The following is a 26313-nucleotide window of genomic DNA, read 5'->3' as shown; positions in this document are numbered from 1 at the left end:
GCAAGGATGTTTGTTTCTTATAAATGGTTAGAGGATTATGTTGATTTAAAAGGCATGGACCCGGCTGTTCTTGCTGAAAAAATTACAAGAGCCGGTATTGAGGTTGAAGGAATTGAATACAAAGGAGAAGGCATCAAAGGCGTTGTCATCGGCCATGTGCTGGAGCGCGAGCAGCACCCGAATGCTGATAAGCTGAATAAGTGCCTTGTGGATATCGGAGCTGAAGCCCCTGTACAAATCATTTGCGGCGCGCCGAATGTGGATAAGGGACAAAAAGTCGCAGTTGCAACAGTCGGAGCGGTGCTGCCGGGCAATTTCAAAATCAAAAAAGCCAAGCTTCGCGGTGAAGAATCAAATGGCATGATCTGTTCCTTACAGGAGCTTGGTATCGAAAGCAAACTTGTGGCGAAGGAGTATGCAGAAGGCATTTTCGTATTCCCTAATGACGCTGAAACAGGAAGCGATGCCTTAGCGGCTTTACAGCTTGACGATGCGATTCTTGAGCTGGGTTTAACGCCAAACCGCGCGGATGCCATGAACATGCTTGGTGTTGCTTACGAGGTTGCCGCGATTTTAGACACTGAGGTAAAGCTTCCGCAAACGGATTACCCGGCTGCTTCAGAACAAGCGTCTGATTACATTTCAGTCAAAATTGAAGATCAAGAAGCGAACCCGCTGTACACTGCAAAAATCATTAAAAATGTCACGATTGCTCCGTCACCGCTTTGGATGCAGACAAAGCTGATGAATGCAGGCATTCGTCCGCACAACAACGTCGTTGACATCACAAATTTTGTCCTGTTGGAATACGGACAGCCGCTTCATGCGTTTGATTATGACAGATTTGGCTCTAAGGAAGTCGTAGTAAGAAAAGCAGCTGAGAATGAAATGATCGTAACACTTGATGATCAAGAACGTAAGCTGTCTGCCGATCACCTTGTCATTACAAACGGAACGAAAGCGCAGGCCGTTGCCGGTGTCATGGGAGGAGCAGAGTCAGAGGTTCAGGAAGATACGAAAACGATTTTGCTTGAGGCTGCGTATTTCAACGGGCAGACGGTTCGCAAGGCTTCCAAAGATCTTGGTTTGAGAAGTGAATCAAGCGTAAGATTTGAAAAAGGAATTGATCCGGCGCGCGTACGTCTTGCAGCAGAACGGGCTGCGCAGCTGATCCATCTGTATGCCGGCGGTGAGGTGCTTGCTGGAACAGTTGAGGAAGATCACCTGACAATCGAAGCAAATAACATTCACGTATCTGCTGACAAAGTGAGCAGCGTTCTAGGCCTGACGATCAGTAAAGAAGAACTGATCAGCATTTATAAACGTCTCGGTTTTACGGTCGGTGAAGCGGATGAACTTCTCGTTGTGACCGTCCCATCACGCCGCGGCGACATTACAATAGAAGAGGATTTAATTGAAGAAGCGGCAAGACTGTACGGCTACGATAACATTCCGTCTACGCTTCCTGAGACAGCGGGAACTACAGGCGGATTAACGCCATATCAGGCAAAACGCCGTAAAGTCAGACGCTTCCTTGAAGGCGCAGGCTTATCACAGGCCATCACTTACTCACTGACAAACGAGAAGAAAGCGGCAGCGTTTGCGATTGAAAAATCACTGAATACTGTGCTTGCGCTTCCAATGAGTGAAGAAAGAAGCATTCTCAGACACAGTCTTGTTCCAAATCTGCTTGATTCTGTTTCTTACAACCTTGCGAGGCAGACTGACTCAGTTGCACTGTACGAAGTTGGCTCCGTTTTCCTAACGAAGGAAGAGGACACAAAACCTGTCGAAACAGAACGCGTAGCAGGAGCTGTTACCGGATTATGGCGCAAGCAGCTATGGCAGGGTGAAAAGAAACCAGTTGATTTCTTTGTTGTCAAAGGAATTGTGGAAGGGCTGTTAGACAAACTCAACGTCCTAGACAGCATTGAATTTGTACAGTCTGAACGCAAACAGCTGCATCCGGGCAGAACAGCGAACATTTTATTGAATGGTTCTCTGATCGGCTTCATCGGCCAAGTCCACCCTTCATTGGAAAAAGAACTGGATATAAAGGAAACATACGTATTTGAGCTCGATCTTCATGCGTTGCTCGCAGCAGAAACAGCACCGCTTGTTTACACGGCGATTCCAAAATATCCGTCTGTGACACGTGATATTGCTCTTGTAACAGATAAAACCGTCACGAGCGGCCAGCTCGAGAGCGTCATTAAAGAGGCTGGCGGCAAGCTTCTGAAAGAGGTAACCGTCTTTGACGTATACGAAGGCGAACATATGGAGGAAGGCAAGAAGTCAGTCGCTTTCTCACTCCAGTATGTCAACCCTGAACAAACACTGACTGAAGAAGAAGTGACAAAGGCGCACAGCAAAGTGCTGAAAGCGTTAGAAGACACATATCAAGCTGTTTTAAGAGGCTGATAAAAAAGCTTGCAGAGAAATCTGCAAGCTTTTTTCTATGAGCGTTTTTTATCAGCAAGGCGCTGCGCTTTTTGCGTATTGGCGAAATGGAGTTTTGTAAAGGTTCTGAGTGCAGATGCCCCTTTTTTGAGGATCAGCTTGGCGGCCGCTTCATCGACGTGAGGACCGGCCCCTTTTGGAAGCGTCATTCCTGCCGCGCGTGATAGTTTATCCATTTCCATTAAAAACGAATATCTTGCAATGATTGAAGCAGCGGCGACAGCCAGGTGAATACCTTCAGCTTTTGTGCTAAAATAGGTCCGCTCCTTCACAATGTCTCTGCCCTTTAAATGATTGAAGTAGACGCCTGGCTCAGCGAATTGGTCAATCAAAATGGCTTCAGGCTTTACTCCATCCAATTTTCTTAATAAATGTGTGATCGCCTGATTGTGCAGCAATGCTTTCATTTTCCCTTGGCTCATGCCTTTTTCCTGCATGCTGTTATACTTTTCATTTTTTAAAACCAGCAGGCTATATGGAATAGTTTTGATCAGGTTTCGGGCAATCTCGATGATTTGCGGATCTTTTAAATCTTTAGAATCCTTAACACCGAGTTCCTTCATTAAAGGAAGCATGGTTTTGTCGACGTACGCGCATACAACCGTCATTGGGCCAAAGTAATCTCCGGTTCCGACTTCGTCAGAACCGATAACAGACATTCCGGCGATATCTGCCGGAGGGGCATAGCGGGGATCAGCCGGCTTTTTGGCCGTTTTCTTCTTTTCCTGAGGCTCTGCTGTTCCCCAGCGCGCGGATTCTGCCGCAGCGTTTTTGCCTTGAAACAAGACCTTGCCGGATTGATATGCTGTAATGGTACAGCCGGGCGGTTTCGCCTGAAAAACGGCTCCCTGCGGAACAGAGGCTGTAAGCGAACAGCTGTACGTCATTTTCATTTGGTCAATAGCAGACAACGATACTTTTATCACTGAATGGGACACGTAATAATCTCCTTTTTTTACACTTTTCACTGTATATACCAGTGTATCATAACAGCGGGAGGCTCGTCTTTCCATTCATTTAATAAACGTGTTATGATAAGAACTAGGATTCTCGCGGAATGGAGGAGAAACGTTGTCTGACGGCAAAAAAACAAAAACAACCGTTGACATTTACGGCCAGCACTTCACGATTGTCGGTGAAGAAAGCAGAGCCCATATGAGGTATGTCGCCGGAATTGTTGATGATAAAATGAGAGAAATCAATGAAAAAAATCCATACCTTGATATAAATAAACTTGCAGTGCTGACAGCGGTAAATGTGGTGCACGATTATGTCAAATTACAAGAGAAATGTGAAAAACTGGAGCGTCAGCTTAAAGAAAAGGATTGAACAACTATGCTAGATATCATCATCTTAATCTTGCTCCTGATGGGGACTTTACTGGGGTTAAAACGCGGTTTTATCCTGCAGTTTATCCGCTTGACGAGCTTTATTTTATCAATTGCCTTTGCGGCTTTATTCTATAAAAACGTGGCACCGCATTTACATTGGATTCCCGCACCCGATTTTTCAGCGGGACAGCCGGCTCTTTCTTTTTTTACGGGGAATTTGGAAGCAGCGTACTATAATGCGATTGCGTTTATCGTTTTATTTATCATTGCTAAAATCTTACTGAGAATCATCGGCTCGTTCCTGAGTATTGTAGCCGGCATTCCGGTGATTAAACAAATTAACCAGATGCTGGGCGCCGTTCTCGGTTTTCTAGAAGTCTATTTATTTACATTTGTGCTGCTGTATGTCGCATCCGTTCTGCCGGTAGATGCACTGCAGCAAATGATGGGGCAATCGTCTCTCGCAAATGTGATCATTAACCATACACCATACTTGTCAGGGCTCCTACAAGAGCTGTGGACACAGTACGGGGCATAAAAAAACTTCTCTTGTCCGGAGAAGTTTTTTTCAAGTATGATGGAAACATATGTGAACGTCTGGGGGTTATGATATGCATAAAAAAGATATTATCCGGCTGCTTGAAACCATTGCAGTCTATATGGAACTCAAAGGGGACAACCCGTTTAAAGTATCCGCCTTCCGAAAAGCGGCGGCAGCTCTGGAACAGGACGACCGAAGCTTATCAGAAATGGACGATATGATGTCGCTGTCCGGCATTGGAAAAGGAACGTACAGCGTCATTAAAGAGTATATAGATGAAGGAAAGTCAAGCACGCTCGAATCGCTTCAGAAAGAAGTGCCGGAAGGACTCGTGCCTTTATTGAAGCTCCCGGGGCTCGGCGGCAAAAAAATCGCAAAGCTGTATAAAGAGCTCGGCGTACACGATGCAGAATCTCTGAAGGAAGCCTGTGAGCAGCAAAAGGTCCAGGGTCTTGCGGGCTTCGGCAAAAAATCGGAAGAAAAAATATTACAGGCGCTCGGGGAAGCCGGAAAACAGCCTGAACGGTTCCCGATCGGATACGCTCTCCGGATCGCGCGGGAAATTGAGGAGCATCTTTCTCAATTTACGCATATCATCAAATTTTCTCGTGCCGGAAGTCTCCGCAGAGCGCGGGAAACGGTGAAGGATCTGGATTATATCATTGCTACAGATCGTCCGGCTGAAGTAAGAGAGCAGCTTCTTGAGCTGCCAAACATCAAAAGCGTGATCGCAAGCGGAGATACGAAGGTGTCCGTCATCCTTTCCTTTGAATATGAAACAAGCGTCGATTTCCGTCTTGTGACGGAAGAGCAGTTTCCGACAACACTCCATCATTTTACGGGATCAAAGGATCACAATATTAAGATGCGCCAAATCGCCAAAGAACGCGGCGAGCGGATCAGTGAATACGGCGTTGAGACAGTTGAAACCGGAGAGATCAAAACATTTCCGAGTGAACGTGAATTTTATGCGCACTTCGGCCTGCCGCTGATTCCGCCGGAAATTCGTGAAAGCGGACAGGAAGTGGAAACCTACAGCGACAGCATTGAACTGATAGAGCTCGGGCAAATCAAAGGTGATCTCCACATGCACTCAACGTGGAGCGATGGCGCATTTTCGATCAGAGAGATGGCTGAAGCCTGCATCAAAAAAGGCTATCAATACATGGCGATCACCGATCACTCACAATATTTAAAGGTCGCCAACGGGCTTACTGCAGAAAGACTTAAGCAGCAGGCAAAAGAAATTGACGCGCTGAATGAGGAGTTTGAAAACTTCCGTATTTTGAAAGGCGTTGAGATGGATATCCTGCCTGACGGTACGTTCGATTATGATGACGATGTGCTTGCGGAAATGGATATCGTTATTGCATCGATTCATTCCAGTTTTAATCAGCCGGAACACGTGATTATGAAACGGCTTGAGACGGCACTGACAAACAAGCATGTTGACATTATCGCACACCCGACCGGGCGCCTTATCGGCAGACGGGCCGGTTACGAAATCGATATTGATCAGCTGATTGAGCTTGCGAGGAAAACAAATACGGCGCTTGAACTCAACGCCAACCCTGCGCGCCTTGATCTGCGCACAGAGCATTTAATGAAAGCAAACGAACAAGGGGTTACATTGGTGATTAATACTGATGCCCATAATATTGAGATGTTAGACGATATGAAAACTGGCGTTACTGCCGCGCGCAAAGGATGGACGGAAACGAAAAACGTTCTGAATGCCCGGTCGCTTAAAGACGTAGAGGCATTTCTGAAGCGCAACGATTAAGTAAGGAGGCTCACACAATCGTGCAGCAAAAAGTATTATCAGCTCTTGAATTTCATAAAGTGAAAGAACAGGTTATTGGGCATGCCGCTTCATCGCTCGGAAAAGAAATGCTTCTCGAGCTTAAGCCTTCTGCTTCTATAGACGAAATCAAAAAACAGCTGGATGAAGTAGACGAAGCTTCTGACATTATCCGGCTGAGAGGCCAAGCGCCATTTGGCGGCCTTGTAGATATCAGAGGAGCGTTAAGACGGGCGGAAATCGGCAGTGTTCTCAGTCCTTCTGAATTCACTGAAATCTCAGGCCTGCTTTATGCAGTTAAACAAATGAAACATTTTATCACCCAAATGGCTGAAGACGGTGTCGACATTCCGCTGATCCATCAGCATGCTGAACAGCTTATCACGCTGTCCGATTTAGAGCGGGACATTAATTCCTGCATTGATGATCACGGAGAAGTGCTTGATCATGCATCGGAAACATTAAGAGGAATCCGCACACAGCTCAGAACACTCGAATCAAGAGTCAGAGACCGGTTAGAGTCGATGCTGCGTTCCTCTTCCGCATCGAAAATGCTGTCTGATACGATTGTTACGATTCGGAATGACCGCTTTGTGATCCCGGTCAAACAGGAGTACAGATCCAGCTATGGAGGAATTGTGCACGACACCTCATCCTCTGGTGCGACACTATTCATTGAACCGCAGGCGATTGTAGATATGAACAATTCCCTTCAGCAGGCGAAAGTGAAAGAAAAGCAAGAAATTGAACGGATTTTGCGTGTGCTGACAGAGAAAACGGCAGAGTATACAGAGGAGCTATTTCTAGATTTGCAAGTGCTGCAGACGCTTGACTTTATTTTTGCAAAAGCTAGATATGCAAAAGCGGTTAAAGCGACAAAACCGATTATGAACGACACCGGCTTTATCCGTTTGAAAAAAGCCCGCCATCCATTGCTTCCGCCTGATCAGGTTGTTGCCAATGACATCGAGCTTGGCCGCGATTTTTCAACCATTGTCATCACAGGGCCAAACACCGGGGGGAAAACAGTCACCCTTAAAACGTTAGGCCTGCTAACCTTAATGGCGCAGTCAGGTCTTCATATCCCGGCAGATGAAGGGTCAGAAGCGGCAGTATTTGAGCACGTATTCGCTGATATCGGTGATGAACAGTCGATTGAGCAAAGTTTAAGTACGTTCTCATCCCATATGGTGAATATTGTCGGCATTTTAGAACAGGTCAATGAAAACAGCCTTGTGCTTTTCGATGAACTTGGTGCAGGGACAGATCCGCAGGAGGGGGCGGCCCTCGCCATGAGCATCTTGGATGACGTGCATCGCACCAATGCACGAGTGTTAGCTACGACGCATTATCCGGAATTGAAGGCGTACGGCTATAACAGAGAAGGCGTCATGAATGCCAGCGTTGAATTTGACATCGAAACGCTGTCACCGACCTATAAACTTTTAATTGGTGTGCCGGGTCGAAGCAATGCTTTCGAAATTTCAAAACGCCTCGGGCTCCCGGACCATATCATCGGGCAGGCGAAGTCAGAAATGACGGCCGAGCATAACGAAGTCGATACGATGATTGCGTCGCTGGAACAAAGCAAAAAACGTGCGGAAGAAGAGCTTTCTGAGACAGAATCAATCAGAAAAGAAGCGGAAAAACTGCATAAAGAGCTGCAGCAGCAAATCATCGAGCTTAACAGCAAAAAAGACAAAATGCTTGAAGAGGCAGAACAGCAGGCTGCTGAAAAAGTAAAAGCGGCAATGAAAGAAGCCGAGGACATTATTCATGAATTGCGCTCCATAAAAGAAGAACACAAATCCTTCAAGGATCACGAGCTGATTAACGCGAAGAAACGGTTAGAAGGCGCTATGCCGGCTTTTGAAAAGTCCAAGAAACCGGAAAAGCCGAAAGCGCAAAAACGCGACTTTAAGCCTGGCGACGAGGTGAAAGTCCTCACTTTCGGGCAAAAAGGAACATTGCTCGAAAAAACAGGCGGCAATGAATGGAATGTTCAAATCGGTATTTTAAAGATGAAAGTAAAAGAAAAAGATCTGGAGTTTATCAAATCAGCTCCGGAGCCAAAAAAAGAAAAAATGATTACAGCGGTCAAGGGAAAGGACTATCACGTATCGCTTGAACTTGATCTCCGCGGCGAACGCTATGAAAATGCCCTCAGCCGGGTTGAAAAATACTTGGATGATGCGGTGTTAGCCGGATATCCAAGAGTGTCAATCATCCACGGAAAAGGAACCGGCGCTTTAAGAAAAGGCGTACAGGATCTTCTGAAAAACCACCGCAGCGTCAAAAGTTCCCGTTTCGGTGAAGCAGGTGAGGGAGGATCAGGCGTTACGGTTGTTGAACTAAAATAAAAGGGAGTATGGCCATGAGTGATTTTTGGGAAAACGAGCTTGTGGAAATCGCGGCATATTACAGTGTCGCGGTTCTCTGCCTCGTCCTCTTTTTGACTGTGTTTGAGCTGGTGACGGCTTATAAAAACTGGGAAGAGATTCAAAAAGGAAATCTTGCGGTGGCAATGGCGACCGGCGGAAAAATTTTGGGGATCGCAAACGTATTTCAGCATTCCATCTCCCAGCATAATTCGCTGCTGCAAATGATCGGCTGGGGCGTTTACGGGTTTGTTATGCTTCTGATCAGCTACTTTATTTTTGAGTTTTTGACTCCGCGGTTTAAAATTGATCAGGAAATCGAAAATGATAACCGGGCTGTCGGCTTTATTTCATTTGTCATTTCTGTCGGGCTTTCATTTGTGGTGGCAGCCGGAATATAAGGGGACGGAGAATAGATGGAAAAGCTTGCAAAAGTACTGCTCGCCGCGGCGGGAATCTTTTTGTTAATTGGTCTTATATATCTGTTCATATTATGAGAAAAAGAAAGATTTACCTTTCTTTTTCTTTTTTTTGCCGTCCATCTGCTATAATGATAGGGTGGATCTCTAAAATCGAAAGGGGAGGTTTTATGCAGTCTCAAAAGCCGTGGCTTGCCGAGTATCCCAACGATATCCCGCATGAGCTTCCGTTGCCGAATAAAACCCTGCAATCCATCCTGACAGACTCCGCCGCACGATTCCCTGATAAAACCGCAATATCGTTTTATGGAAAAAAACTCACCTTTCATGACATTCTGACGGATGCTCTTAAACTTGCAGCTTTTTTGCAGTGCAATGGCCTGCAAAAAGGAGACAGAGTGGCTGTTATGCTGCCCAATTGCCCGCAAACAGTGATTTCTTATTATGGCGTCTTGTTTGCCGGTGGCATCGTGGTGCAGACGAATCCGCTTTATACCGAGCATGAGCTTGAATACCAGCTTAGAGATGCTCAGGTAAGTGTGATCATCACCTTAGATTTGCTTTTCCCGAAGGCAATAAAAATGAAAACGTTATCAATAGTCGACCAGATTTTGATAACCAGCGTAAAAGACTATTTGCCTTTTCCGAAAAATATTCTTTACCCGCTGACGCAAAAACAAAAAGTGCATATCGACTTTGACAAAACAGCTAACATTCACACGTTCGCTTCCAGTATGAAGCAGGAAAAAACTGAACTCCTGACAATCCCGAAGATCGATCCTGAGCATGATATCGCTGTCCTCCAGTATACCGGAGGAACAACCGGAGCTCCAAAAGGGGTCATGCTCACGCACCAAAATATTTTGGCAAATACTGAAATGTGCGCCGCTTGGATGTATGACGTGAAAGAAGGCGCTGAAAAAGTGCTGGGCATCGTTCCATTTTTTCATGTCTACGGACTGACGGCAGTCATGAACTATTCGATTAAACTAGGCTTCGAAATGATTCTTCTTCCTAAGTTTGATCCGCTCGAAACACTGAAAATCATCGACAAACACAAACCGACGCTCTTTCCTGGCGCACCGACAATTTACATTGGCCTTTTGCATCACCCTGAATTGCAGCATTATGATCTGTCATCCATTAAAAGCTGTCTTAGCGGATCAGCCGCGCTCCCCGTGGAGGTAAAGCAGAAATTTGAAAAGGTGACTGGCGGAAAGCTTGTGGAAGGCTATGGTTTGTCTGAGGCATCCCCAGTGACGCACGCCAACTTTATCTGGGGAAAAAACAAGCCGGGCAGTATCGGCTGTCCTTGGCCGAGTACGGACGCTGCGATCTATTCTGAAGAGACGGGTGAGCTTGCCGCTCCGTATGAGCATGGAGAAATCATTGTAAAAGGTCCGCAAGTCATGAAAGGATACTGGAATAAACCAGAGGAAACCGCCGCAGTGCTGAGAGATGGCTGGCTGTTCACCGGGGACATGGGCTATATGGATGAAGAAGGCTTTTTCTATATTGCTGACAGGAAGAAGGATATCATCATTGCCGGCGGTTACAATATTTACCCGCGTGAGGTAGAAGAAGCGCTTTATGAACATGAAGCCATCCAGGAAATTGTTGTCGCAGGCGTTCCCGATTCCTACAGAGGAGAAACAGTAAAAGCATTTGTCGTATTAAAGAAAGGCGCAAAAGCCGATGCAGAAGAACTGGACGCTTTTGCGAGATCACGTCTAGCTCCCTATAAGGTGCCCAAAGCCTATGAGTTCAGAAAGGAGTTGCCGAAAACGGCGGTGGGAAAAATTTTAAGAAGGCGTTTACTTGAAGAAGAAACCGAAAATCATCATATCAAATAAAAAAAGAGAACGTCTATGAATAAACTTGACAAACCTGAAAATCCTTCTTATCATGAAATTATGAATGAATAGTCATTCATTTCTATAGGAAGGAACGATGAACATTGAAGCAAAAACGGCCAAAGTATATGCAGATTATTGATGCAGCAGTAGAAGTCATTGCAGAAAACGGCTACCACCAGTCACAGGTATCCAAAATTGCCAAACAAGCCGGGGTAGCGGACGGCACCATCTATCTCTATTTTAAAAACAAAGAAGATATTTTAATTTCTCTTTTCAAAGAAAAAATGGGTCAATTTATTGAGCGGATGGAAGAGGACATTAAAGAAAAAGCAACAGCGAAAGAGAAATTGGCGCTTGTGATTTCAAAGCATTTTTCCCTTTTAGCGGGTGACCATAATCTCGCGATTGTCACGCAGCTTGAGCTCCGCCAATCCAACTTGGAGCTGCGCCAAAAAATCAACGAAATATTAAAAGGCTACTTAAATATTTTGGATGGCATTTTGACGGAAGGTATACAATCAGGCGAAATAAAAGAAGGCCTCGATGTCCGCCTCGCCCGGCAGATGATTTTTGGAACGATTGACGAAACTGTGACAACTTGGGTGATGAATGACCAAAAGTACGATCTCGTTGCGCTTTCAAACAGCGTTTTAGAATTATTGGTATCCGGAATTCACAATAAGTAAAGGAGTTCTGTCCTATGAATGCAATTTCACTTGCGGTTGATCAATTTGTGGCAGTCTTGACGATTCACAATCCGCCGGCAAACGCGCTTTCAAGCAGGATATTAGAAGAGCTGTCTTCCTGTCTTGATCAATGTGAGACAGATGCAGGCGTACGAAGCATTATCATTCACGGAGAGGGAAGATTTTTCTCAGCCGGCGCTGATATTAAAGAATTTACATCGTTTAAAGGCAATGAGGATTCCTCATTGCTCGCTGAGCGCGGCCAGCAGTTAATGGAGAGAATTGAAAGTTTCCCAAAACCGATTATCGCAGCGATTCACGGCGCTGCTCTCGGAGGCGGGCTGGAGCTTGCGATGGCCTGTCACATCAGAATCGCGGCAGAAGATGCTAAGCTGGGGCTCCCGGAGCTTAATCTCGGTATCATTCCAGGTTTTGCGGGGACACAGCGCCTTCCGAGATATGTCGGTACAGCCAAAGCACTGGAGCTCATCGGATCAGGAGAACCGATATCCGGAAAAGAAGCGCTTGATCTCGGACTTGTCTCAATTGGAGCGAAAGATGAGGCAGAAGTGATTGAAAAAGCAAAAGCACTTGCCGCTAAGTTTGCAGAGAAAAGCCCGCAAACGCTGGCATCTTTGCTTGAACTTCTTTATTCCAACAAGGTGTATTCCTATGAAGGCAGCTTAAAGCTTGAAGCAAAGCGATTTGGGGAAGCATTTGAGTCAGAGGACGCCAAGGAAGGCATCCAGGCATTTCTCGAAAAAAGAAAGCCTCAGTTCAAAGGCGAATAAAAGGGGATATGATCATGAATCTATTTGTACTGATGAAACGGACGTTTGACACAGAAGAAAAAATCGTCATTGAAACAGGAAAGATTCAGGATGACGGAGCGGAATGGATCATTAATCCATATGATGAGTACGCGATAGAAGAAGCCATCCAGCTGAAGGAAAAGCATGGCGGCACGATCACCGCTGTCACGGTCGGCGGTGAAGAAGCGGAGAAAGAATTGCGTACGGCGCTTGCCATGGGTTGTGACCAAGCTGTTTTAATCAACATAGAAGATGATCTTGAAGAACCCGACCAATATTCCATTTCTCAAGTTTTATACCACTATATGAAGGATCAGGAGTTTGATTTGATTCTCGGCGGAAATGTTGCCATTGACGGAGGATCAGGACAAGTGGCGCCTCGGCTTGCCGAGCTACTGGACATTCCGTGTATCACTACGATCACCAAACTCGAAATCAACGGCACTGATGCAGAAGCAGAAAGGGACGTCGAAGGGGATGTTGAAAAAATCAAAACGACGCTCCCATTGCTTGTCACAGCTCAGCAGGGCTTAAACGAGCCGCGCTATCCATCGCTTCCGGGAATTATGAAGGCTAAGAAAAAGCCGCTTGAAGAGCTTGAACTTGATGATCTTGACCTGGACGAAGAGGATGCCGAACCAAAGCTGAAAACCATTGAACGTTTTCTGCCGCCGAAAAAAGAAGCTGGGAAGCTTCTCCAAGGTGAGCCTGCTGAACAGGCAAAAGAGCTTGTTTCATTGCTCCGCAGCGAAGCTAAAGTCATTTAAAGCTTGGACATTCAAAGAAACAGGGGGATGTTAGAATGGGAAAAAAAGTGATCGTGCTTGGAGAAATACGCGATGGGGAATTGCGGAATGTCACCTTTGAAGCAATAGCTGCAGGAAGAACCATTTCAGGAGATGGGGAAGTCATCGGTGTTCTCATCGGTGAAAATGTACAAAGCATTGCACAAGAGCTTATTCATTACGGAGCAGATAAAGTTCTTACCGCTGAGGACCCGAAGCTGAAAACATACACGGCAGACGGGTACAGCCAGGTCATGAGAGGTGTTATCGAGCAAGAAAATCCTGATTCAGTCATCTTCGGGCATACGGCAATGGGCAAGGATCTTTCACCGAAGCTTGCTGCCCGGCTGCAAACAGGCTTAATTTCTGATGCTATAGATGTAAGCGTTACCGGAGGGAATGTTGTGTTCACACGGCCGATTTACTCGGGGAAAGCTTTTGAACGCGTCATTTCAACCGATCCGATGATCTTTGCAACAATTCGCCCCAATAACATTCAAGCTTCAGAAAAAGACACCAGCAGATCGGGGAGCATCAAAAGCATTGATGTTTCTCTTACTGACCTCCGCACTGTTATCCAAGAGGTCGTGAAAAAAACAGCTGACGGCGTTGATCTCTCCGAAGCAAAAATTATCGTTGCGGGCGGCCGAGGAGTCAAAAGCAAGGAGGGATTTCAGCCTCTGCAGGAGCTTGCAGAGGTGCTAGGGGCCGCAGTCGGGGCTTCTCGCGGGGCATGTGACGCTGATTATTGCGATTACGCTCTCCAAATCGGGCAGACCGGGAAAGTCGTCACTCCGGATTTGTACATTGCATGCGGCATTTCCGGCGCCATCCAGCATTTGGCCGGCATGTCAAACAGCAAGGTGATCGTCGCCATCAATAAAGACCCCGAAGCCGATATCTTTAAAATAGCGGATTACGGCATCGTCGGTGATTTATTTGAAGTTGTCCCGTTATTAACTGAGGAATTCAAACAGCTGAATATACACTCATAAAGGAAATCCCGGACTTTAAAAGTCCGGGTTTTTTCATATTTATAAATATATACGTACAAATATAAAAACAATAGAAAATGTCGTTGACATGTACGAACATATATAATATGGTTACTTTAAAAGCGCTTACATTCATGCTGACTCCTCAGGCAAACGACAGATCACATATTTGACTGTGGTGCTTTTCATATTCGTATGAAAGGAATGATCAGAGGCATGTCTGAACATCAAGCAGTGATTCAAACAGATATCGCAAAAGGAACCATTAACAAAAATATATACGGTCATTTTGCTGAGCATTTAGGAAGAGGGATTTATGAGGGGATCTGGGTCGGAACGGACTCAGACATCCCCAATATCAACGGGATACGAAAGGACGTGCTGGAGGCGCTCAAACAGCTGCACATTCCTGTCCTCAGGTGGCCGGGCGGGTGTTTTGCGGACGAATACCATTGGGCAAACGGTGTCGGTGACCGTAAGACAATGCTGAACACTCACTGGGGCGGTACAATTGAATCAAATGAATTCGGAACGCATGAATTTATGATGCTTTGCGAGCTGCTTGAATGCGAGCCATATATTTGCGGCAATGTCGGAAGCGGAACCGTTCAGGAAATGTCGGAGTGGATTGAGTATATGACATTTGAAGAAGGCACGCCGATGTCAGACTGGAGAAAGCAAAATGGAAGAGAAGAGCCTTGGAAGCTGAAATATTTCGGCGTGGGCAATGAAAACTGGGGCTGCGGCGGCAACATGCATCCCGAATACTACGCAGATCTGTACCGGCGTTTTCAGACTTATGTCCGCAATTACAGCGGGAATGACATTTATAAAATTGCAGGCGGCGCAAATGTGGATGATTTTAATTGGACGGACGTGCTTATGAAAAAAGCTGCTGGCCTGATGGACGGGTTGAGTCTTCATTATTACACGATTCCGGGGGATTTCTGGAAGGGCAAAGGATCAGCCACAGAATTCACGGAAGATGAATGGTTTATTACGATGAAAAAAGCCAAATACATCGATGAATTGATTCAAAAACACGGCACGATTATGGACCGGTACGATCCGGAGCAGCGGGTCGGGCTGATTATTGATGAATGGGGCACGTGGTTTGATCCCGAGCCAGGCACGAATCCCGGTTTCTTATATCAGCAAAACACCATTCGTGATGCACTGGTGGCGGCTTCTCATTTCCACATTTTCCATCAGCATTGCCGCCGGGTGCAAATGGCCAACATCGCCCAAACAGTAAATGTTCTTCAAGCGATGATTTTGACTGAGGGAGAGCGGATGCTTTTGACACCGACGTACCATGTATTCAATATGTTTAAGGTGCATCAGGACGCTTCTCTTTTAGCCACAGAGACAATGTCTGCCGACTATGAATGGAACGGTGAAACGCTTCCGCAAATCAGCATTTCAGCGTCGAAACAAGCTGAAGGCGATATCAATATCACAATTTGCAACATCGATCACCAAAACAAAGCAGAGGCGGAAATCGAGCTGAGGGGCCTACACAAGGCAGCGGACCATTCCGGAGTCATTCTTACGGCAGAAAAAATGAATGCGCATAACACGTTTGACGATCCTCATCATGTCAAACCGGAATCCTTCAGACAATACACGCTCAGCAAAAACAAACTGAAAGTAAAACTCCCGCCAATGTCAGTCGTCTTACTTACGCTGCGTGCTGATTCTTAATCGCGCAAGAGCGCCGGAGCTTCATGCCGGCGCTCTTTTTCAGGTTTTAAAACAGCTCCGGCAGGGCATGGTAAAGTACATGACAGTGAAGAGGAGATGTGATCTTATGCTTCGTACCATTTTAATGATTATTGGGGCAATTGTAGTGATCGGGGCCATTATCAGATTTGTGTTTTAAAAAAAGAGCATATCCCATTCAACCATATAAAAATGAGTAAACCGGCTGTGATCAGGAAAAAATAATTTGTAAGCATTAAAATAGCGTGAACGAATGGGAGATGCTATACTAAAAATCATCATTTCACATTGGAGGAATTCAATAATGGCTATCGTAAAAGCAACTGATCAATCTTTCTCAGCTGAAACAAGCGAAGGCGTCGTACTGGCAGACTTCTGGGCTCCTTGGTGCGGACCTTGTAAAATGATTGCACCTGTTCTTGAAGAATTGGATCAAGAAATGGGAGACAAACTGAAAATCGTAAAAATCGATGTAGACGAAAACCAAGAAACTGCCGGAAAATACGGCGTTATGAGCATCCCGACTCTTCTTGTGTTAAAAGACGGCGAAGTAGTTGAAACTTCAGTCGGCTTCAAACCAAAAGAAGCGCTTCAAGAGCTTGTAAACAAACATCTTTAATTTTCCGCTGCTTACATGCCAGAGCGATTCCGATTGAGGGATCGCTTTTTTTATTCGCCAATTGTGAACCATAGAGAAAAACAAACGTTCGTGTTAAACTGGAAATAAAGGATTAAACATAAGGAAGGGTAACATATGAACAAACAACTGAAAGAAAAACTCGCCCTCCTTCCTGATCAACCGGGTTGTTATCTCATGAAGGACCGGCAGCAGACTGTGATCTACGTAGGGAAAGCAAAAGTGCTGAAAAACAGAGTGCGCTCCTACTTCACCGGTTCTCACGACGCGAAAACCCAAAGGCTTGTGACGGAAATCGAGGATTTTGAATATATCGTGACGTCCTCCAATCTTGAAGCGCTTATTTTAGAAATGAATCTGATCAAAAAGCATGATCCGAAATACAACGTCATGCTCAAAGACGACAAAACCTATCCTTTCATAAAACTCACCCATGAACGCCACCCAAGGCTGATTGTCACCCGCAATGTCAAAAAAGACAAAGGGCGCTATTTCGGGCCGTATCCGAATGTACAGGCAGCAAGGGAAACAAAAAAACTGCTCGACCGTCTGTATCCTCTCAGAAAATGCTCCAAGCTCCCGGACAGAGTGTGCCTTTACTATCATCTGGGCCAATGCCTCGCTCCGTGCGTAAAGGATATTTCCGAAGAGACGAACAGAGAGCTGGTTGAAAGCATTACACGTTTCTTAAGGGGCGGCTATAATGAGGTCAAAAAAGAGCTTGAAGAGAAAATGCATGAAGCTGCTGAGAATCTTGAGTTTGAACGAGCAAAAGAGCTTCGTGACCAAATTGCCCATATTGAATCAACGATGGAAAAACAAAAAATGACGATGAACGATCTAGTCGACCGTGATGTATTCGCGTACGCGTACGATAAGGGCTGGATGTGCGTGCAGGTCTTTTTCATCCGCCAAGGGAAGCTCATTGAACGCGATGTCAGCATGTTCCCGCTTTATCAGGAAGCAGATGAAGAGTTCCTCACGTTCATCGGGCAGTTTTATTCAAAAAACAACCACTTCCTTCCGAAAGAGATTTTAGTTCCGGACAGCGTAGATCAATCCATGATCGAGCAGCTGCTGGAAACAAACGTTCACCAGCCGAAGAAAGGCCCGAAAAAAGAACTGCTCATGCTTGCCCATAAAAATGCGAAAATCGCATTGAAAGAAAAATTCTCTTTAATCGAACGCGACGAGGAGCGTTCAATCGGGGCTGTGCAGAAACTAGGTGAGGCATTAAATATTTATACGCCGCACAGAATTGAAGCGTTTGATAACTCAAACATACAGGGGACAAACCCGGTTTCCGCGATGATTGTGTTTATCGACGGCAAACCATACAAAAAGGAATACCGCAAATATAAAATCAAAACCGTTACAGGGCCGGATGATTACGGTTCTATGAGAGAGGTTGTCAGAAGACGCTATACGAGAGTGCTTCGTGAGAATCTGCCGCTGCCCGATCTGATCATCATTGACGGAGGAAAAGGGCAGATCAACGCAGCAAGGGATGTCATTGAAAATGAACTCGGCTTGGATATCCCGATCGCCGGTTTAGCGAAAGATGAAAAACACAGAACCTCAAATTTACTGATCGGTGATCCGCTGGAGGTGGTGTATCTGGAACGAAACAGCCAGGAATTTTACCTCCTGCAGCGCATTCAGGACGAGGTGCACCGTTTTGCAATCAGTTTTCACAGGCAAATCCGCGGAAAAAGCGCGTTTCAATCCGTTTTGGACGACATCCCGGGTATCGGAGAGAAAAGAAAGAAAATGCTGTTAAAGCATTTCGGTTCCGTTAAAAAAATGAAGGAAGCAAGCCTTGAGGACATCAAAAAAGCCGGTGTTCCCGCAGCGGCGGCTCAGCTCCTTTACGACAAATTGCAAAAATAATGTTGTCCTTTTAAATAAGATCTGATAAAATGTGAACTAATTTCATAGTTAGATCGTGTTATATGGTGAAGATAGAGGTGCGAACTTCAAGAGTATGCCTTTGGAGAAAGATGGATTCTGTGAAAAAGGCTGAAAGGGGAGCGTCGCCGAAGCAAATAAAACCCCATCGGTATTATTTGCTGGCCGTGCATTGAATAAATGTAAGGCTGTCAAGAAATCATTTTCTTGGAGGGCTATCTCGTTGTTCATAATCATTTATGATGATTAATTGATAAGCAATGAGAGTATTCCTCTCATTGCTTTTTTTATTGTGGACAAAGCGCTCTTTCTCCTCACCCGCACGAACCAAAATGTAAAGGGTGGTAATACATGGGTCTTATTGTACAAAAATTCGGAGGCACTTCCGTCGGCTCAGTCGAAAAAATTCAAAATGCGGCAAACCGCGCAATTGCAGAAAAACAGAAAGGCCATCAAGTCGTTGTCGTCGTTTCAGCAATGGGAAAATCCACTGACGAATTGGTCAGCCTTGCAAAAGCTATTTCTGACCAGCCGAGCAAACGCGAAATGGATATGCTGCTGGCGACAGGCGAGCAGGTCACGATTTCACTCCTTTCAATGGCATTGCAGGAAAAAGGCTATGACGCTGTGTCTTATACTGGCTGGCAGGCGGGAATCCGTACGGAGGCCATTCACGGAAACGCCAGAATTACAGATATCGACACTTCGGTTTTAGCAGACCAGCTTGAAAAAGGAAAAATTGTCATTGTTGCAGGCTTCCAAGGCATGACAGAGGATTGTGAAATTACGACATTGGGCCGGGGCGGTTCAGATACAACAGCAGTTGCTTTGGCTGCCGCTTTAAAAGCTGATAAATGTGACATATACACAGACGTGCCAGGTGTGTTTACAACCGATCCGCGCTATGTGAAATCAGCGAGAAAACTTGCGGGCATCTCATACGATGAAATGCTTGAGCTTGCCAATTTAGGCGCCGGCGTTCTTCATCCGAGAGCAGTTGAGTTCGCGAAAAATTACCAAGTGCCGTTAGAAGTGCGTTCAAGTACAGAAACCGAAGCGGGAACATTAATTGAGGAGGAATCATCCATGGAACAGAATTTAATTGTCAGAGGCATTGCATTTGAAGATCAAATCACAAGAGTAACCATTTACGGGCTGACTAGCGGCCTGACAACTTTGTCTACTATTTTTACGACACTTGCCAAAAGAAACATAAACGTGGATATCATTATCCAAACGCAGGCCGAGGACAAGACTGGAATTTCCTTCTCTGTCAAAACAGAAGATGCAGACCAAACCGTTGCGGTGCTTGAAGAGTATAAAGACGCGCTGGAATTTGAGAAAATCGAGACAGAAAGCAAATTGGCTAAAGTATCCATTGTTGGATCCGGCATGGTCTCAAATCCCGGTGTAGCGGCTGAAATGTTTGCTGTACTGGCGCAAAAAAACATTTTAATCAAAATGGTCAGCACATCTGAAATCAAAGTGTCAACAGTCGTAAGCGAAAATGACATGGTGAAAGCAGTCGAGTCGCTTCACGATGCATTTGAGCTTTCAAAACACCCTTCAGCTGTGTAATGACAATCAAAAAGGCGGGACTATGCAGTCACCGCCTTTTTGATTACACTGGGTCTTTCATATCCCATTTCACAGTCAGAACCACTTTATCGGCTCTCTTTTTCACTTGTTCATATGATTCGGCAATCTGATCATTCATCAATTGAATTTGTTCAGCGATAAAACCAGCCTCCAGCTGAAAGCAAGGTTCTTTCTGATGTTTAAGCCGGTTGGAAATGATCGGCCCTTCAAGTTCAAATTCAAGCTCCTGTTTTTTAGCGCTTACGTTGGTGAGGGTTCCCCAGCCCGCTTCTTCAAAGAAGGCCGGAAATTCCTCCCATGATTCAAGAGGAAACTTACGGGCGAGATGTTTTCCTGCCCAATACATCATGGAAGAGTAATCTTGGCCAAGCATATCTGGGAGAACGATCTCTCGTATTAGTTCGTAGGCATAGGCGTTCATTTCAATTTCTTTTAGGTTGTCAATAGATGCTTCAAATTTAGACTTCATATCTGTCTCCCCTCTCTCCTGCGTATATTATAGCTTAAACAGGGGGGAGGATTACAGAATGATCCTGTAATTCTTATGAAAAATTAAGCAAGAAATATATATTGATAAAATAAAATTTTTCAATCAACTAATCAATTCGGAAAATTATAATTTATGTACGCGTTTTCTTGACGCCCTTTTGAGGGAGGAGTAAAATGAAATTGTCAATAAATCTTAATAAAGTGCTTACAATTGAAAGAAGTGGGGGAAGAGATTTAGCACATTTCGCACTTATCAAACAGGGGGTAAAGTAATGTCTGGGAACAGAGAGTTTTATTTTCGAAGATTGCATTCCTTGCTTGGCGTCATACCGGTCGGCATCTTTCTTATTCAGCATTTAGTCGTCAACCAGTTTGCCGCAAGGGGCGCTGAAGCATTCAATAGCGCTGCTCATTTTATGGATAGTCTGCCTTTCAGGTATGCCTTGGAAATTTTTATTATCTTCTTACCATTAATTTATCATGCAGTTTATGGTGTGTACATAGCGTTTACTGCGAAAAATAACGCAGGTCAATACAGCTACATGAGAAACTGGCTATTCGTCCTGCAGCGTGTAACCGGTATCATCACCCTCATTTTCGTCAGCTGGCACGTGTGGGAAACCCGCATTGCCGCACAAATGGGCGCTGAGGTCAATTTCGACATGATGGCGAATATTTTGAGCTCTCCGGCTATGCTTGGTTTTTACATTGTCGGTGTTTTATCAACAATTTTCCACTTCTCGAACGGTTTATGGTCTTTCGCTGTTACATGGGGCATCACGGTAACGCCTCGTTCTCAAAGAATTTCGACATACGTTACGCTGATTATTTTTGTTGCACTGTCATACGTAGGCTTAAAAGCGATTTTCGCATTTGTTTAAGAGTACTAGATTACTAGAGGGAGAGGGGCTATCATGAGTCAATCAAGCATTATCGTAGTCGGCGGGGGTCTTGCCGGCCTCATGGCGACAATTAAAGCAGCGGAATCAGGAATGGCGGTTAAGCTGTTTTCCATCGTTCCTGTCAAACGTTCTCATTCGGTTTGTGCGCAAGGCGGCATAAACGGAGCGGTCAATACAAAAGGGGAAGGTGACTCTCCGTGGGAACATTTTGATGACACGGTATACGGGGGAGACTTTCTTGCCAACCAGCCGCCGGTCAAGGCGATGTGTGAAGCGGCGCCTTCAATCATCCACTTATTAGACCGGATGGGCGTCATGTTTAACCGGACGCCTGAAGGCCTGCTTGATTTCCGCCGATTCGGGGGTACACAGCACCACAGAACTGCTTATGCTGGTGCGACGACGGGACAGCAGCTGCTTTACGCACTGGACGAGCAAGTGCGCAGATACGAAGTTGCGGGTCTGGTCACAAAATACGAAGGCTGGGAATTCCTTGGCGCTGTTTTAGATGATGACAGAACCTGCCGTGGAATTGTTGCACAAAACCTGACAAACATGCAAATTGAATCCTTCCGTTCAGACGCTGTCATTATGGCGACGGGCGGACCGGGAATCATCTTTGGAAAATCAACGAACTCCATGATTAATACAGGATCTGCTGCATCAATCGTTTATCAGCAGGGAGCGTATTATGCAAACGGAGAATTCATTCAAATCCACCCGACAGCCATACCGGGCGATGACAAATTAAGACTGATGAGTGAATCAGCGCGTGGTGAAGGCGGTCGCGTGTGGACATATAAAGACGGCAAACCATGGTATTTCCTAGAGGAAAAATATCCGGCATACGGAAACCTGGTGCCGCGTGATATTGCGACACGCGAAATATTTGATGTGTGTGTGAACCAGAAGCTCGGCATTAACGGTGAAAACATGGTATATCTCGATCTGTCTCATAAAGATCCGAAAGAGCTTGATATTAAGCTTGGCGGCATCATTGAGATTTATGAGAAATTCATGGGAGACGACCCGCGTAAGCTCCCAATGAAAATCTTCCCGGCGGTCCATTATTCTATGGGCGGTTTATGGGTGGATTACGATCAAATGACAAATATCCCTGGACTGTTTGCGGCTGGGGAATGTGATTATTCTATGCACGGCGGCAACCGCTTGGGAGCGAACTCCCTGCTGTCTGCGATTTACGGAGGCATGGTGGCCGGTCCGAATGCGGTGAAATATGTAAACGGCTTAGAATCTTCAGCGGAAGACATGTCTTCATCTTTATTCGACGCTCATGTTAAGAAAGAAGAAGAAAAATGGGCTGATATTATGAGTATGGACGGAACCGAAAATGCCTATGTTCTTCACAAAGAGCTCGGTGAGTGGATGACGGCGAACGTAACGGTTGTCCGCCATAATGACAAGCTTTTGAAAACGGATGACAAAATTCAGGAGTTAATGGAGCGCTTCAAAAAGATCAACATCAATGACACGACAAAATGGAGCAACCAGGGAGCGATGTTCACACGCCAGTTCTCAAACATGCTTCAGCTTGCTAGGGTGATTACCCTTGGCGCATACAATCGTAATGAAAGCCGGGGCGCCCATTATAAACCGGATTATCCTGAACGTAATGATGATGAATGGCTCAAAACAACAATGGCTAAACATGTAAGCCCGTATGAAGCGCCGGAATTTGAGTATCAGGATGTCGATGTATCACTGATAACGCCTCGGAAACGGGATTACTCGAAGAAGAAGGTGGCGAAATAATCATGAGTGAACAAAAAACCATACGATTTATTATCACACGTCAAGATACAGCCGACAGCACGCCTTACGATGAAGAATTTGAGATTCCATACCGCCCGAATCTGAACGTCATTTCCGCTCTGATGGAAATCCGCCGGAATCCGGTTAATGTCAAAGGTGAGAAGACAACCCCTGTCACATGGGATATGAACTGTCTTGAGGAAGTATGCGGCGCATGTTCAATGGTCATAAACGGAAAACCCCGCCAGTCTTGTACGGCGCTTATCGACCAGCTTGAACAGCCGATCCGTTTAAAACCAATGAAAACATTCCCAGTCGTTCGTGATTTGCAGGTTGATCGCAGCAGAATGTTTGATTCATTGAAAAAAGTAAAAGCATGGATACCGATTGACGGTACGTACGATTTAGGACCGGGGCCGAGAATGCCGGAAAAACGCCGTCAATGGGCATATGAATTATCAAAATGCATGACATGCGGCGTCTGCCTCGAAGCTTGCCCGAATGTGAACAGCAAATCGAAGTTCATGGGGCCTGCACCGATGTCGCAAGTCCGCCTGTTTAACGCACATCCGACAGGCGCCATGAATAAATCTGAACGATTAGAAGCATTAATGGATGAAGGCGGCCTTGCAGATTGCGGCAACTCGCAAAACTGTGTTCAATCCTGTCCGAAGGGGATTCCGCTTACCACTTCGATTGCAGCCTTGAATAGAGATACAAACTTACAAGCGTTCCGCAATTTCTTCGGAAGCGACAGAGTATAAGAAGAAAAAACCTCTTCCGCATAGGAGAGGTTTTTTTAAACAATAAGGAGATGAAAAAAGATGAAGCTTCCCGCTTATATTGATATGCCGTTTCAAGAATGGAAAACATCCTTTTCTTTTGTTAATGAGGTATCCGTAAGATTTTCCGAGACAGACATGTTTGGGCATATGAATAATGTAACCCCTTTTATATATTTTGAGGAGGCGCGGATTTCTTATTTTAAAAAGCTGAATATGATGAGTGAAAACAAACAGACCATGACAGTCGTGGCAAGCCAGCAATGCGATTATTTGCGCCAAGTCATGCCTTATGAAGAATTGCGCATCTATGTGAAAATAAGCGCAGTCGGCAGTTCATCTCTTACCTTGCACTATCTCGGAGAGAACCTCGAAGGCGAGCCCTGCTTCACCGGGGCAGTCGTGATGGTTCAAGTCTCAAAGGAAAGCGGCAAGGCTGTCAGCTGGACGGATGAGGAGAAAGAAACGCTTCTTCATACACGATAAACTAATTATCTTGTAAACGTCACCTCCTGCGCCCTTCTTACATATGATATCTCGACTATATCAAAACCCATTCGTTTCTGATTCGCTCTCACCTTAGCAAGGAGGGTTACAATACTTGAAGGAGAAAGAATTTCAATCGAAGCCGCTGCTAACGAAAAGAGAAAGAGAAGTGTTCGAATTGCTCGTTCAAGATAAGACAACAAAGGAGATTGCAAGCGAGCTATTTATCAGTGAGAAAACCGTTCGAAACCATATTTCAAATGCCATGCAGAAATTGGGTGTGAAAGGGCGTTCGCAAGCCGTTGTTGAGCTTCTTAGAATGGGTGAGCTAGAGCTTTAATCCTTGCCGGTATTCCTTCTTTTAGGAAGGAGCCGGTTATTGCTGTTTGTTTGGAACATTCGAAACCAAATTTGGAATGCTGTGCAAAACGTAGGCAAGTCATAAAATAAATTTTATTACTTGATGTTGTTTGACTAAAGTCCTCTATTTCTCTCCTGCGAGTCTTGCATTTTCTTCAAAAAAGAAGGAAAATAGACACGGAACGCTTTTGTGCGTAAGAGATCCTTGAGTGAGGGATGGACAAATGACATCAAAACCTTTGGAGCATGTTGCGGATATTGAAAAGTCACTCCGCCACATTGCCGCGATCATTAAGCAAAAAGGACGAGAAATCCTTAATCAATATGCGATTACGCCGCCGCAATTTGTCGGCTTGCAATGGCTTTATGAATTAGGAGATATGACAATCGGTGAATTATCGGGCAAAATGTATCTGGCATGCAGCACGACAACGGACTTAATCGACCGCATGCAAAAAAATGAGCTTGTTGAGCGGGTCAAGGACCCGGCGGACAGACGTGTTGTCCGGATACATCTGCTGCCTGAAGGAGAACGGATTATCCAAGAGGTCATTACAAAAAGACAGGAATATCTGCGTGATATGTTCGAATCGTTTACAGATGAAGAAATAGCCATCTTCGAAAAATCTTTGATGAAACTGCAGCATGAAATGAAGAGAAAATGAGGCGATTTTGTTGGAACAACCAATAGGAGTCATTGATTCCGGGGTTGGCGGTTTAACCGTTGCGAAGGAAATCATGAGACAGCTACCTAAAGAAAATATTATCTACGTCGGGGATACGAAACGGTGTCCTTATGGGCCGCGCCCTGAAGAAGAGGTGCTTCAGTATACGTGGGAGCTGACGAATTATTTACTCGAAAACCACCACATCAAAATGCTCGTGATCGCCTGTAACACAGCAACAGCGATCGCATTGGATGACATCCAGCGAAGCGTCGGTATACCGGTGGTCGGAGTGATCCAGCCTGGTGCGAGAGCAGCGATAAAAGTGACGGATAATCAGCATATCGGTGTCATCGGCACAGAGAATACGATTAAGAGCAATGCATACGAAGAGGCGCTTTTGGCATTAAATCCTGATCTGAAGGTTGAAAATCTTGCCTGCCCGCTGCTTGTGCCTTTTGTGGAAAGCGGGAAGTTTCTCGACAAAACAGCAGACGAGATTGTCAAAACCTCGCTGTATCCGTTAAAAGATACATCGATTGATTCGCTGATTTTAGGCTGCACCCACTATCCCATTTTAAAAGAAGCCATTCAAAGATATATGGGAGAACACGTTAACATTATTTCGTCCGGCGATGAAACAGCCCGGGAAGTCAGCACGATTCTCTCGTATAAAGGGCTGCTGAACCAGTCTGCGAATGCCCCTGATCATCAGTTCTTGACAACAGGAGCGCGTGATCAGTTTGCGAAAATCGCAGACGATTGGTTTGGCCATGAGGTGGGCCATGTGGAATGCATCTCACTGCAAGAACCGATTAGAAGATAGTTTTCCCCGCAACGGTATGTTGCGGGTTTTTTTCTGTTTTGCCGGAATTCTTCGGTCTATTTCCTAAAGAGGCTCGTATACATAATAGTACAAACATCCT

Annotated in this window: 24 protein-coding genes and 1 riboswitch; of the genes, 22 read left to right on the top strand and 2 right to left on the bottom strand. The window is 45.4% G+C overall.

Features of this window, described 5'->3' with window-relative positions:
* Positions 1-6 precede the first annotated feature (6 nt).
* Positions 7-2421 (top strand): phenylalanine--tRNA ligase subunit beta, encoded by a 2415-nt coding sequence (gene pheT / locus ACFVP7_RS15815; RefSeq protein WP_038429426.1) that lies wholly within the window; start codon positions 7-9, stop codon positions 2419-2421.
* 35 nt (positions 2422-2456) lie between these two features.
* Here the strand turns inward: pheT and rnhC are convergent, their stop codons facing one another.
* Positions 2457-3398: a ribonuclease HIII gene (gene rnhC / locus ACFVP7_RS15810; protein ID WP_396582461.1), complete on the bottom strand. Its 942-nt coding sequence runs from the start codon at positions 3396-3398 to the stop codon at positions 2457-2459.
* Positions 3399-3531: 133 nt separating this feature from the next.
* Between rnhC and zapA the strand changes: the two genes are divergently transcribed.
* The 14 genes from zapA (at position 3532) to ACFVP7_RS15740 (ending at position 19909) form a co-directional block, all read left to right on the top strand.
* Positions 3532-3789 (top strand): cell division protein ZapA, encoded by a 258-nt coding sequence (gene zapA, locus ACFVP7_RS15805; protein ID WP_003229534.1) that lies wholly within the window; start codon positions 3532-3534, stop codon positions 3787-3789.
* A gap of 6 nt (positions 3790-3795) precedes the next feature.
* A complete protein-coding gene (locus ACFVP7_RS15800; RefSeq protein WP_003229537.1) occupies positions 3796-4329 on the top strand; it encodes a CvpA family protein in 534 nt (177 codons plus the stop codon).
* A gap of 73 nt (positions 4330-4402) precedes the next feature.
* Entirely contained in the window at positions 4403-6115 is a 1713-nt protein-coding gene (gene polX / locus ACFVP7_RS15795; RefSeq protein WP_396582458.1) for a DNA polymerase/3'-5' exonuclease PolX, read from the top strand.
* A gap of 20 nt (positions 6116-6135) precedes the next feature.
* Positions 6136-8493 carry an endonuclease MutS2 gene (locus ACFVP7_RS15790; protein ID WP_227057833.1) on the top strand — a complete coding sequence of 786 codons (2358 nt, stop codon included), beginning with the start codon at positions 6136-6138 and terminating at the stop codon, positions 8491-8493.
* Positions 8494-8507: 14 nt separating this feature from the next.
* Positions 8508-8912 carry a DUF350 domain-containing protein gene (locus ACFVP7_RS15785; RefSeq protein ID WP_003237674.1) on the top strand — a complete coding sequence of 135 codons (405 nt, stop codon included), beginning with the start codon at positions 8508-8510 and terminating at the stop codon, positions 8910-8912.
* A 188-nt stretch (positions 8913-9100) separates the two neighbouring features.
* Positions 9101-10783 (top strand): long-chain-fatty-acid--CoA ligase LcfA, encoded by a 1683-nt coding sequence (gene lcfA / locus ACFVP7_RS15780; RefSeq protein WP_080529640.1) that lies wholly within the window; start codon positions 9101-9103, stop codon positions 10781-10783.
* A 104-nt stretch (positions 10784-10887) separates the two neighbouring features.
* On the top strand, positions 10888-11472 hold the full coding sequence (gene fadR / locus ACFVP7_RS15775; protein ID WP_003229547.1) for a fatty acid metabolism transcriptional regulator FadR: 585 nt from the start codon (positions 10888-10890) through the stop codon (positions 11470-11472).
* A gap of 14 nt (positions 11473-11486) precedes the next feature.
* Complete coding sequence (locus ACFVP7_RS15770) at positions 11487-12263, top strand: enoyl-CoA hydratase (RefSeq protein ID WP_038429422.1); 777 nt, start codon at positions 11487-11489, stop codon at positions 12261-12263.
* 14 nt (positions 12264-12277) lie between these two features.
* Positions 12278-13051 carry an electron transfer flavoprotein subunit beta gene (etfB, locus tag ACFVP7_RS15765; protein ID WP_014480500.1) on the top strand — a complete coding sequence of 258 codons (774 nt, stop codon included), beginning with the start codon at positions 12278-12280 and terminating at the stop codon, positions 13049-13051.
* 35 nt (positions 13052-13086) lie between these two features.
* Positions 13087-14064 (top strand): electron transfer flavoprotein subunit alpha, encoded by a 978-nt coding sequence (gene etfA, locus ACFVP7_RS15760; RefSeq protein ID WP_128474158.1) that lies wholly within the window; start codon positions 13087-13089, stop codon positions 14062-14064.
* A gap of 216 nt (positions 14065-14280) precedes the next feature.
* Positions 14281-15768, top strand: coding sequence for an alpha-L-arabinofuranosidase AbfB (gene abfB / locus ACFVP7_RS15755; RefSeq protein WP_004398654.1), 1488 nt, complete (start codon positions 14281-14283; stop codon positions 15766-15768).
* A gap of 322 nt (positions 15769-16090) precedes the next feature.
* Positions 16091-16405, top strand: a complete 315-nt coding sequence (trxA, locus tag ACFVP7_RS15750) for a thioredoxin (RefSeq protein ID WP_003222500.1) — start codon at positions 16091-16093, stop codon at positions 16403-16405.
* A gap of 135 nt (positions 16406-16540) precedes the next feature.
* Positions 16541-18313, top strand: a complete 1773-nt coding sequence (gene uvrC / locus ACFVP7_RS15745) for an excinuclease ABC subunit UvrC (protein ID WP_014480497.1) — start codon at positions 16541-16543, stop codon at positions 18311-18313.
* 64 nt (positions 18314-18377) lie between these two features.
* Positions 18378-18557: riboswitch (Lysine riboswitch) on the top strand.
* A gap of 125 nt (positions 18558-18682) precedes the next feature.
* Complete coding sequence (locus ACFVP7_RS15740; RefSeq protein ID WP_024572581.1) at positions 18683-19909, top strand: aspartate kinase; 1227 nt, start codon at positions 18683-18685, stop codon at positions 19907-19909.
* Between the two features lie 43 nt (positions 19910-19952).
* Here the strand turns inward: ACFVP7_RS15740 and ACFVP7_RS15735 are convergent, their stop codons facing one another.
* Positions 19953-20399: a YslB family protein gene (locus tag ACFVP7_RS15735; protein WP_003222508.1), complete on the bottom strand. Its 447-nt coding sequence runs from the start codon at positions 20397-20399 to the stop codon at positions 19953-19955.
* A 292-nt stretch (positions 20400-20691) separates the two neighbouring features.
* Here ACFVP7_RS15735 and sdhC point away from each other — a divergent pair, with 292 nt between their 5' ends.
* The 7 genes from sdhC to racE all read left to right on the top strand — a co-directional run bounded on the left by sdhC (position 20692) and on the right by racE (position 26213).
* Positions 20692-21300, top strand: coding sequence for a succinate dehydrogenase cytochrome B558 (gene sdhC / locus ACFVP7_RS15730; RefSeq protein WP_003222512.1), 609 nt, complete (start codon positions 20692-20694; stop codon positions 21298-21300).
* A 33-nt stretch (positions 21301-21333) separates the two neighbouring features.
* The gene (sdhA, locus tag ACFVP7_RS15725) at positions 21334-23094 is read left to right on the top strand and encodes a succinate dehydrogenase flavoprotein subunit (protein ID WP_003229567.1); all 1761 of its coding nucleotides are present in this window, start codon (positions 21334-21336) and stop codon (positions 23092-23094) included.
* A 2-nt stretch (positions 23095-23096) separates the two neighbouring features.
* Entirely contained in the window at positions 23097-23858 is a 762-nt protein-coding gene (sdhB, locus tag ACFVP7_RS15720; protein WP_003229569.1) for a succinate dehydrogenase iron-sulfur subunit, read from the top strand.
* Positions 23859-23918: 60 nt separating this feature from the next.
* The gene (locus ACFVP7_RS15715) at positions 23919-24362 is read left to right on the top strand and encodes a thioesterase family protein (RefSeq protein WP_003229571.1); all 444 of its coding nucleotides are present in this window, start codon (positions 23919-23921) and stop codon (positions 24360-24362) included.
* Between the two features lie 115 nt (positions 24363-24477).
* Positions 24478-24702, top strand: coding sequence for a spore germination transcription factor GerE (gene gerE / locus ACFVP7_RS15710; protein ID WP_003184172.1), 225 nt, complete (start codon positions 24478-24480; stop codon positions 24700-24702).
* 244 nt (positions 24703-24946) lie between these two features.
* A complete protein-coding gene (locus ACFVP7_RS15705) occupies positions 24947-25387 on the top strand; it encodes a MarR family winged helix-turn-helix transcriptional regulator (RefSeq protein ID WP_003229573.1) in 441 nt (146 codons plus the stop codon).
* A 7-nt stretch (positions 25388-25394) separates the two neighbouring features.
* On the top strand, positions 25395-26213 hold the full coding sequence (gene racE / locus ACFVP7_RS15700) for a glutamate racemase (RefSeq protein WP_015251521.1): 819 nt from the start codon (positions 25395-25397) through the stop codon (positions 26211-26213).
* Positions 26214-26313 lie beyond the last annotated feature (100 nt).

Source organism: Bacillus sp. SG20033, assembly GCF_044570195.1.
GTDB classification, from domain to species: domain Bacteria; phylum Bacillota; class Bacilli; order Bacillales; family Bacillaceae; genus Bacillus; species Bacillus subtilis.
This window is presented reverse-complemented; position numbering and strand designations above follow the sequence as displayed.

Bases quoted from the DNA above. Each gene is read 5' to 3' on its own strand.
- abfB (WP_004398654.1), top strand. From the start codon at position 14,281: ATGTCTGAACATCAAGCAGTGATTCAAACAGATATCGCAAAAGGAACC.
- ACFVP7_RS15705 (WP_003229573.1), top strand. From the start codon at position 24,947: ATGACATCAAAACCTTTGGAGCATGTTGCGGATATTGAAAAGTCACTC.
- lcfA (WP_080529640.1), top strand. From the start codon at position 9,101: ATGCAGTCTCAAAAGCCGTGGCTTGCCGAGTATCCCAACGATATCCCG.
- ACFVP7_RS15735 (WP_003222508.1), bottom strand. From the start codon at position 20,399: ATGAAGTCTAAATTTGAAGCATCTATTGACAACCTAAAAGAAATTGAA.
- sdhB (WP_003229569.1), top strand. From the start codon at position 23,097: ATGAGTGAACAAAAAACCATACGATTTATTATCACACGTCAAGATACA.
- uvrC (WP_014480497.1), top strand. From the start codon at position 16,541: ATGAACAAACAACTGAAAGAAAAACTCGCCCTCCTTCCTGATCAACCG.
- ACFVP7_RS15715 (WP_003229571.1), top strand. From the start codon at position 23,919: ATGAAGCTTCCCGCTTATATTGATATGCCGTTTCAAGAATGGAAAACA.
- ACFVP7_RS15740 (WP_024572581.1), top strand. From the start codon at position 18,683: ATGGGTCTTATTGTACAAAAATTCGGAGGCACTTCCGTCGGCTCAGTC.
- sdhA (WP_003229567.1), top strand. From the start codon at position 21,334: ATGAGTCAATCAAGCATTATCGTAGTCGGCGGGGGTCTTGCCGGCCTC.
- polX (WP_396582458.1), top strand. From the start codon at position 4,403: ATGCATAAAAAAGATATTATCCGGCTGCTTGAAACCATTGCAGTCTAT.
- ACFVP7_RS15785 (WP_003237674.1), top strand. From the start codon at position 8,508: ATGAGTGATTTTTGGGAAAACGAGCTTGTGGAAATCGCGGCATATTAC.
- etfA (WP_128474158.1), top strand. From the start codon at position 13,087: ATGGGAAAAAAAGTGATCGTGCTTGGAGAAATACGCGATGGGGAATTG.
- pheT (WP_038429426.1), top strand. From the start codon at position 7: ATGTTTGTTTCTTATAAATGGTTAGAGGATTATGTTGATTTAAAAGGC.
- ACFVP7_RS15800 (WP_003229537.1), top strand. From the start codon at position 3,796: ATGCTAGATATCATCATCTTAATCTTGCTCCTGATGGGGACTTTACTG.
- sdhC (WP_003222512.1), top strand. From the start codon at position 20,692: ATGTCTGGGAACAGAGAGTTTTATTTTCGAAGATTGCATTCCTTGCTT.
- ACFVP7_RS15770 (WP_038429422.1), top strand. From the start codon at position 11,487: ATGAATGCAATTTCACTTGCGGTTGATCAATTTGTGGCAGTCTTGACG.
- etfB (WP_014480500.1), top strand. From the start codon at position 12,278: ATGAATCTATTTGTACTGATGAAACGGACGTTTGACACAGAAGAAAAA.
- trxA (WP_003222500.1), top strand. From the start codon at position 16,091: ATGGCTATCGTAAAAGCAACTGATCAATCTTTCTCAGCTGAAACAAGC.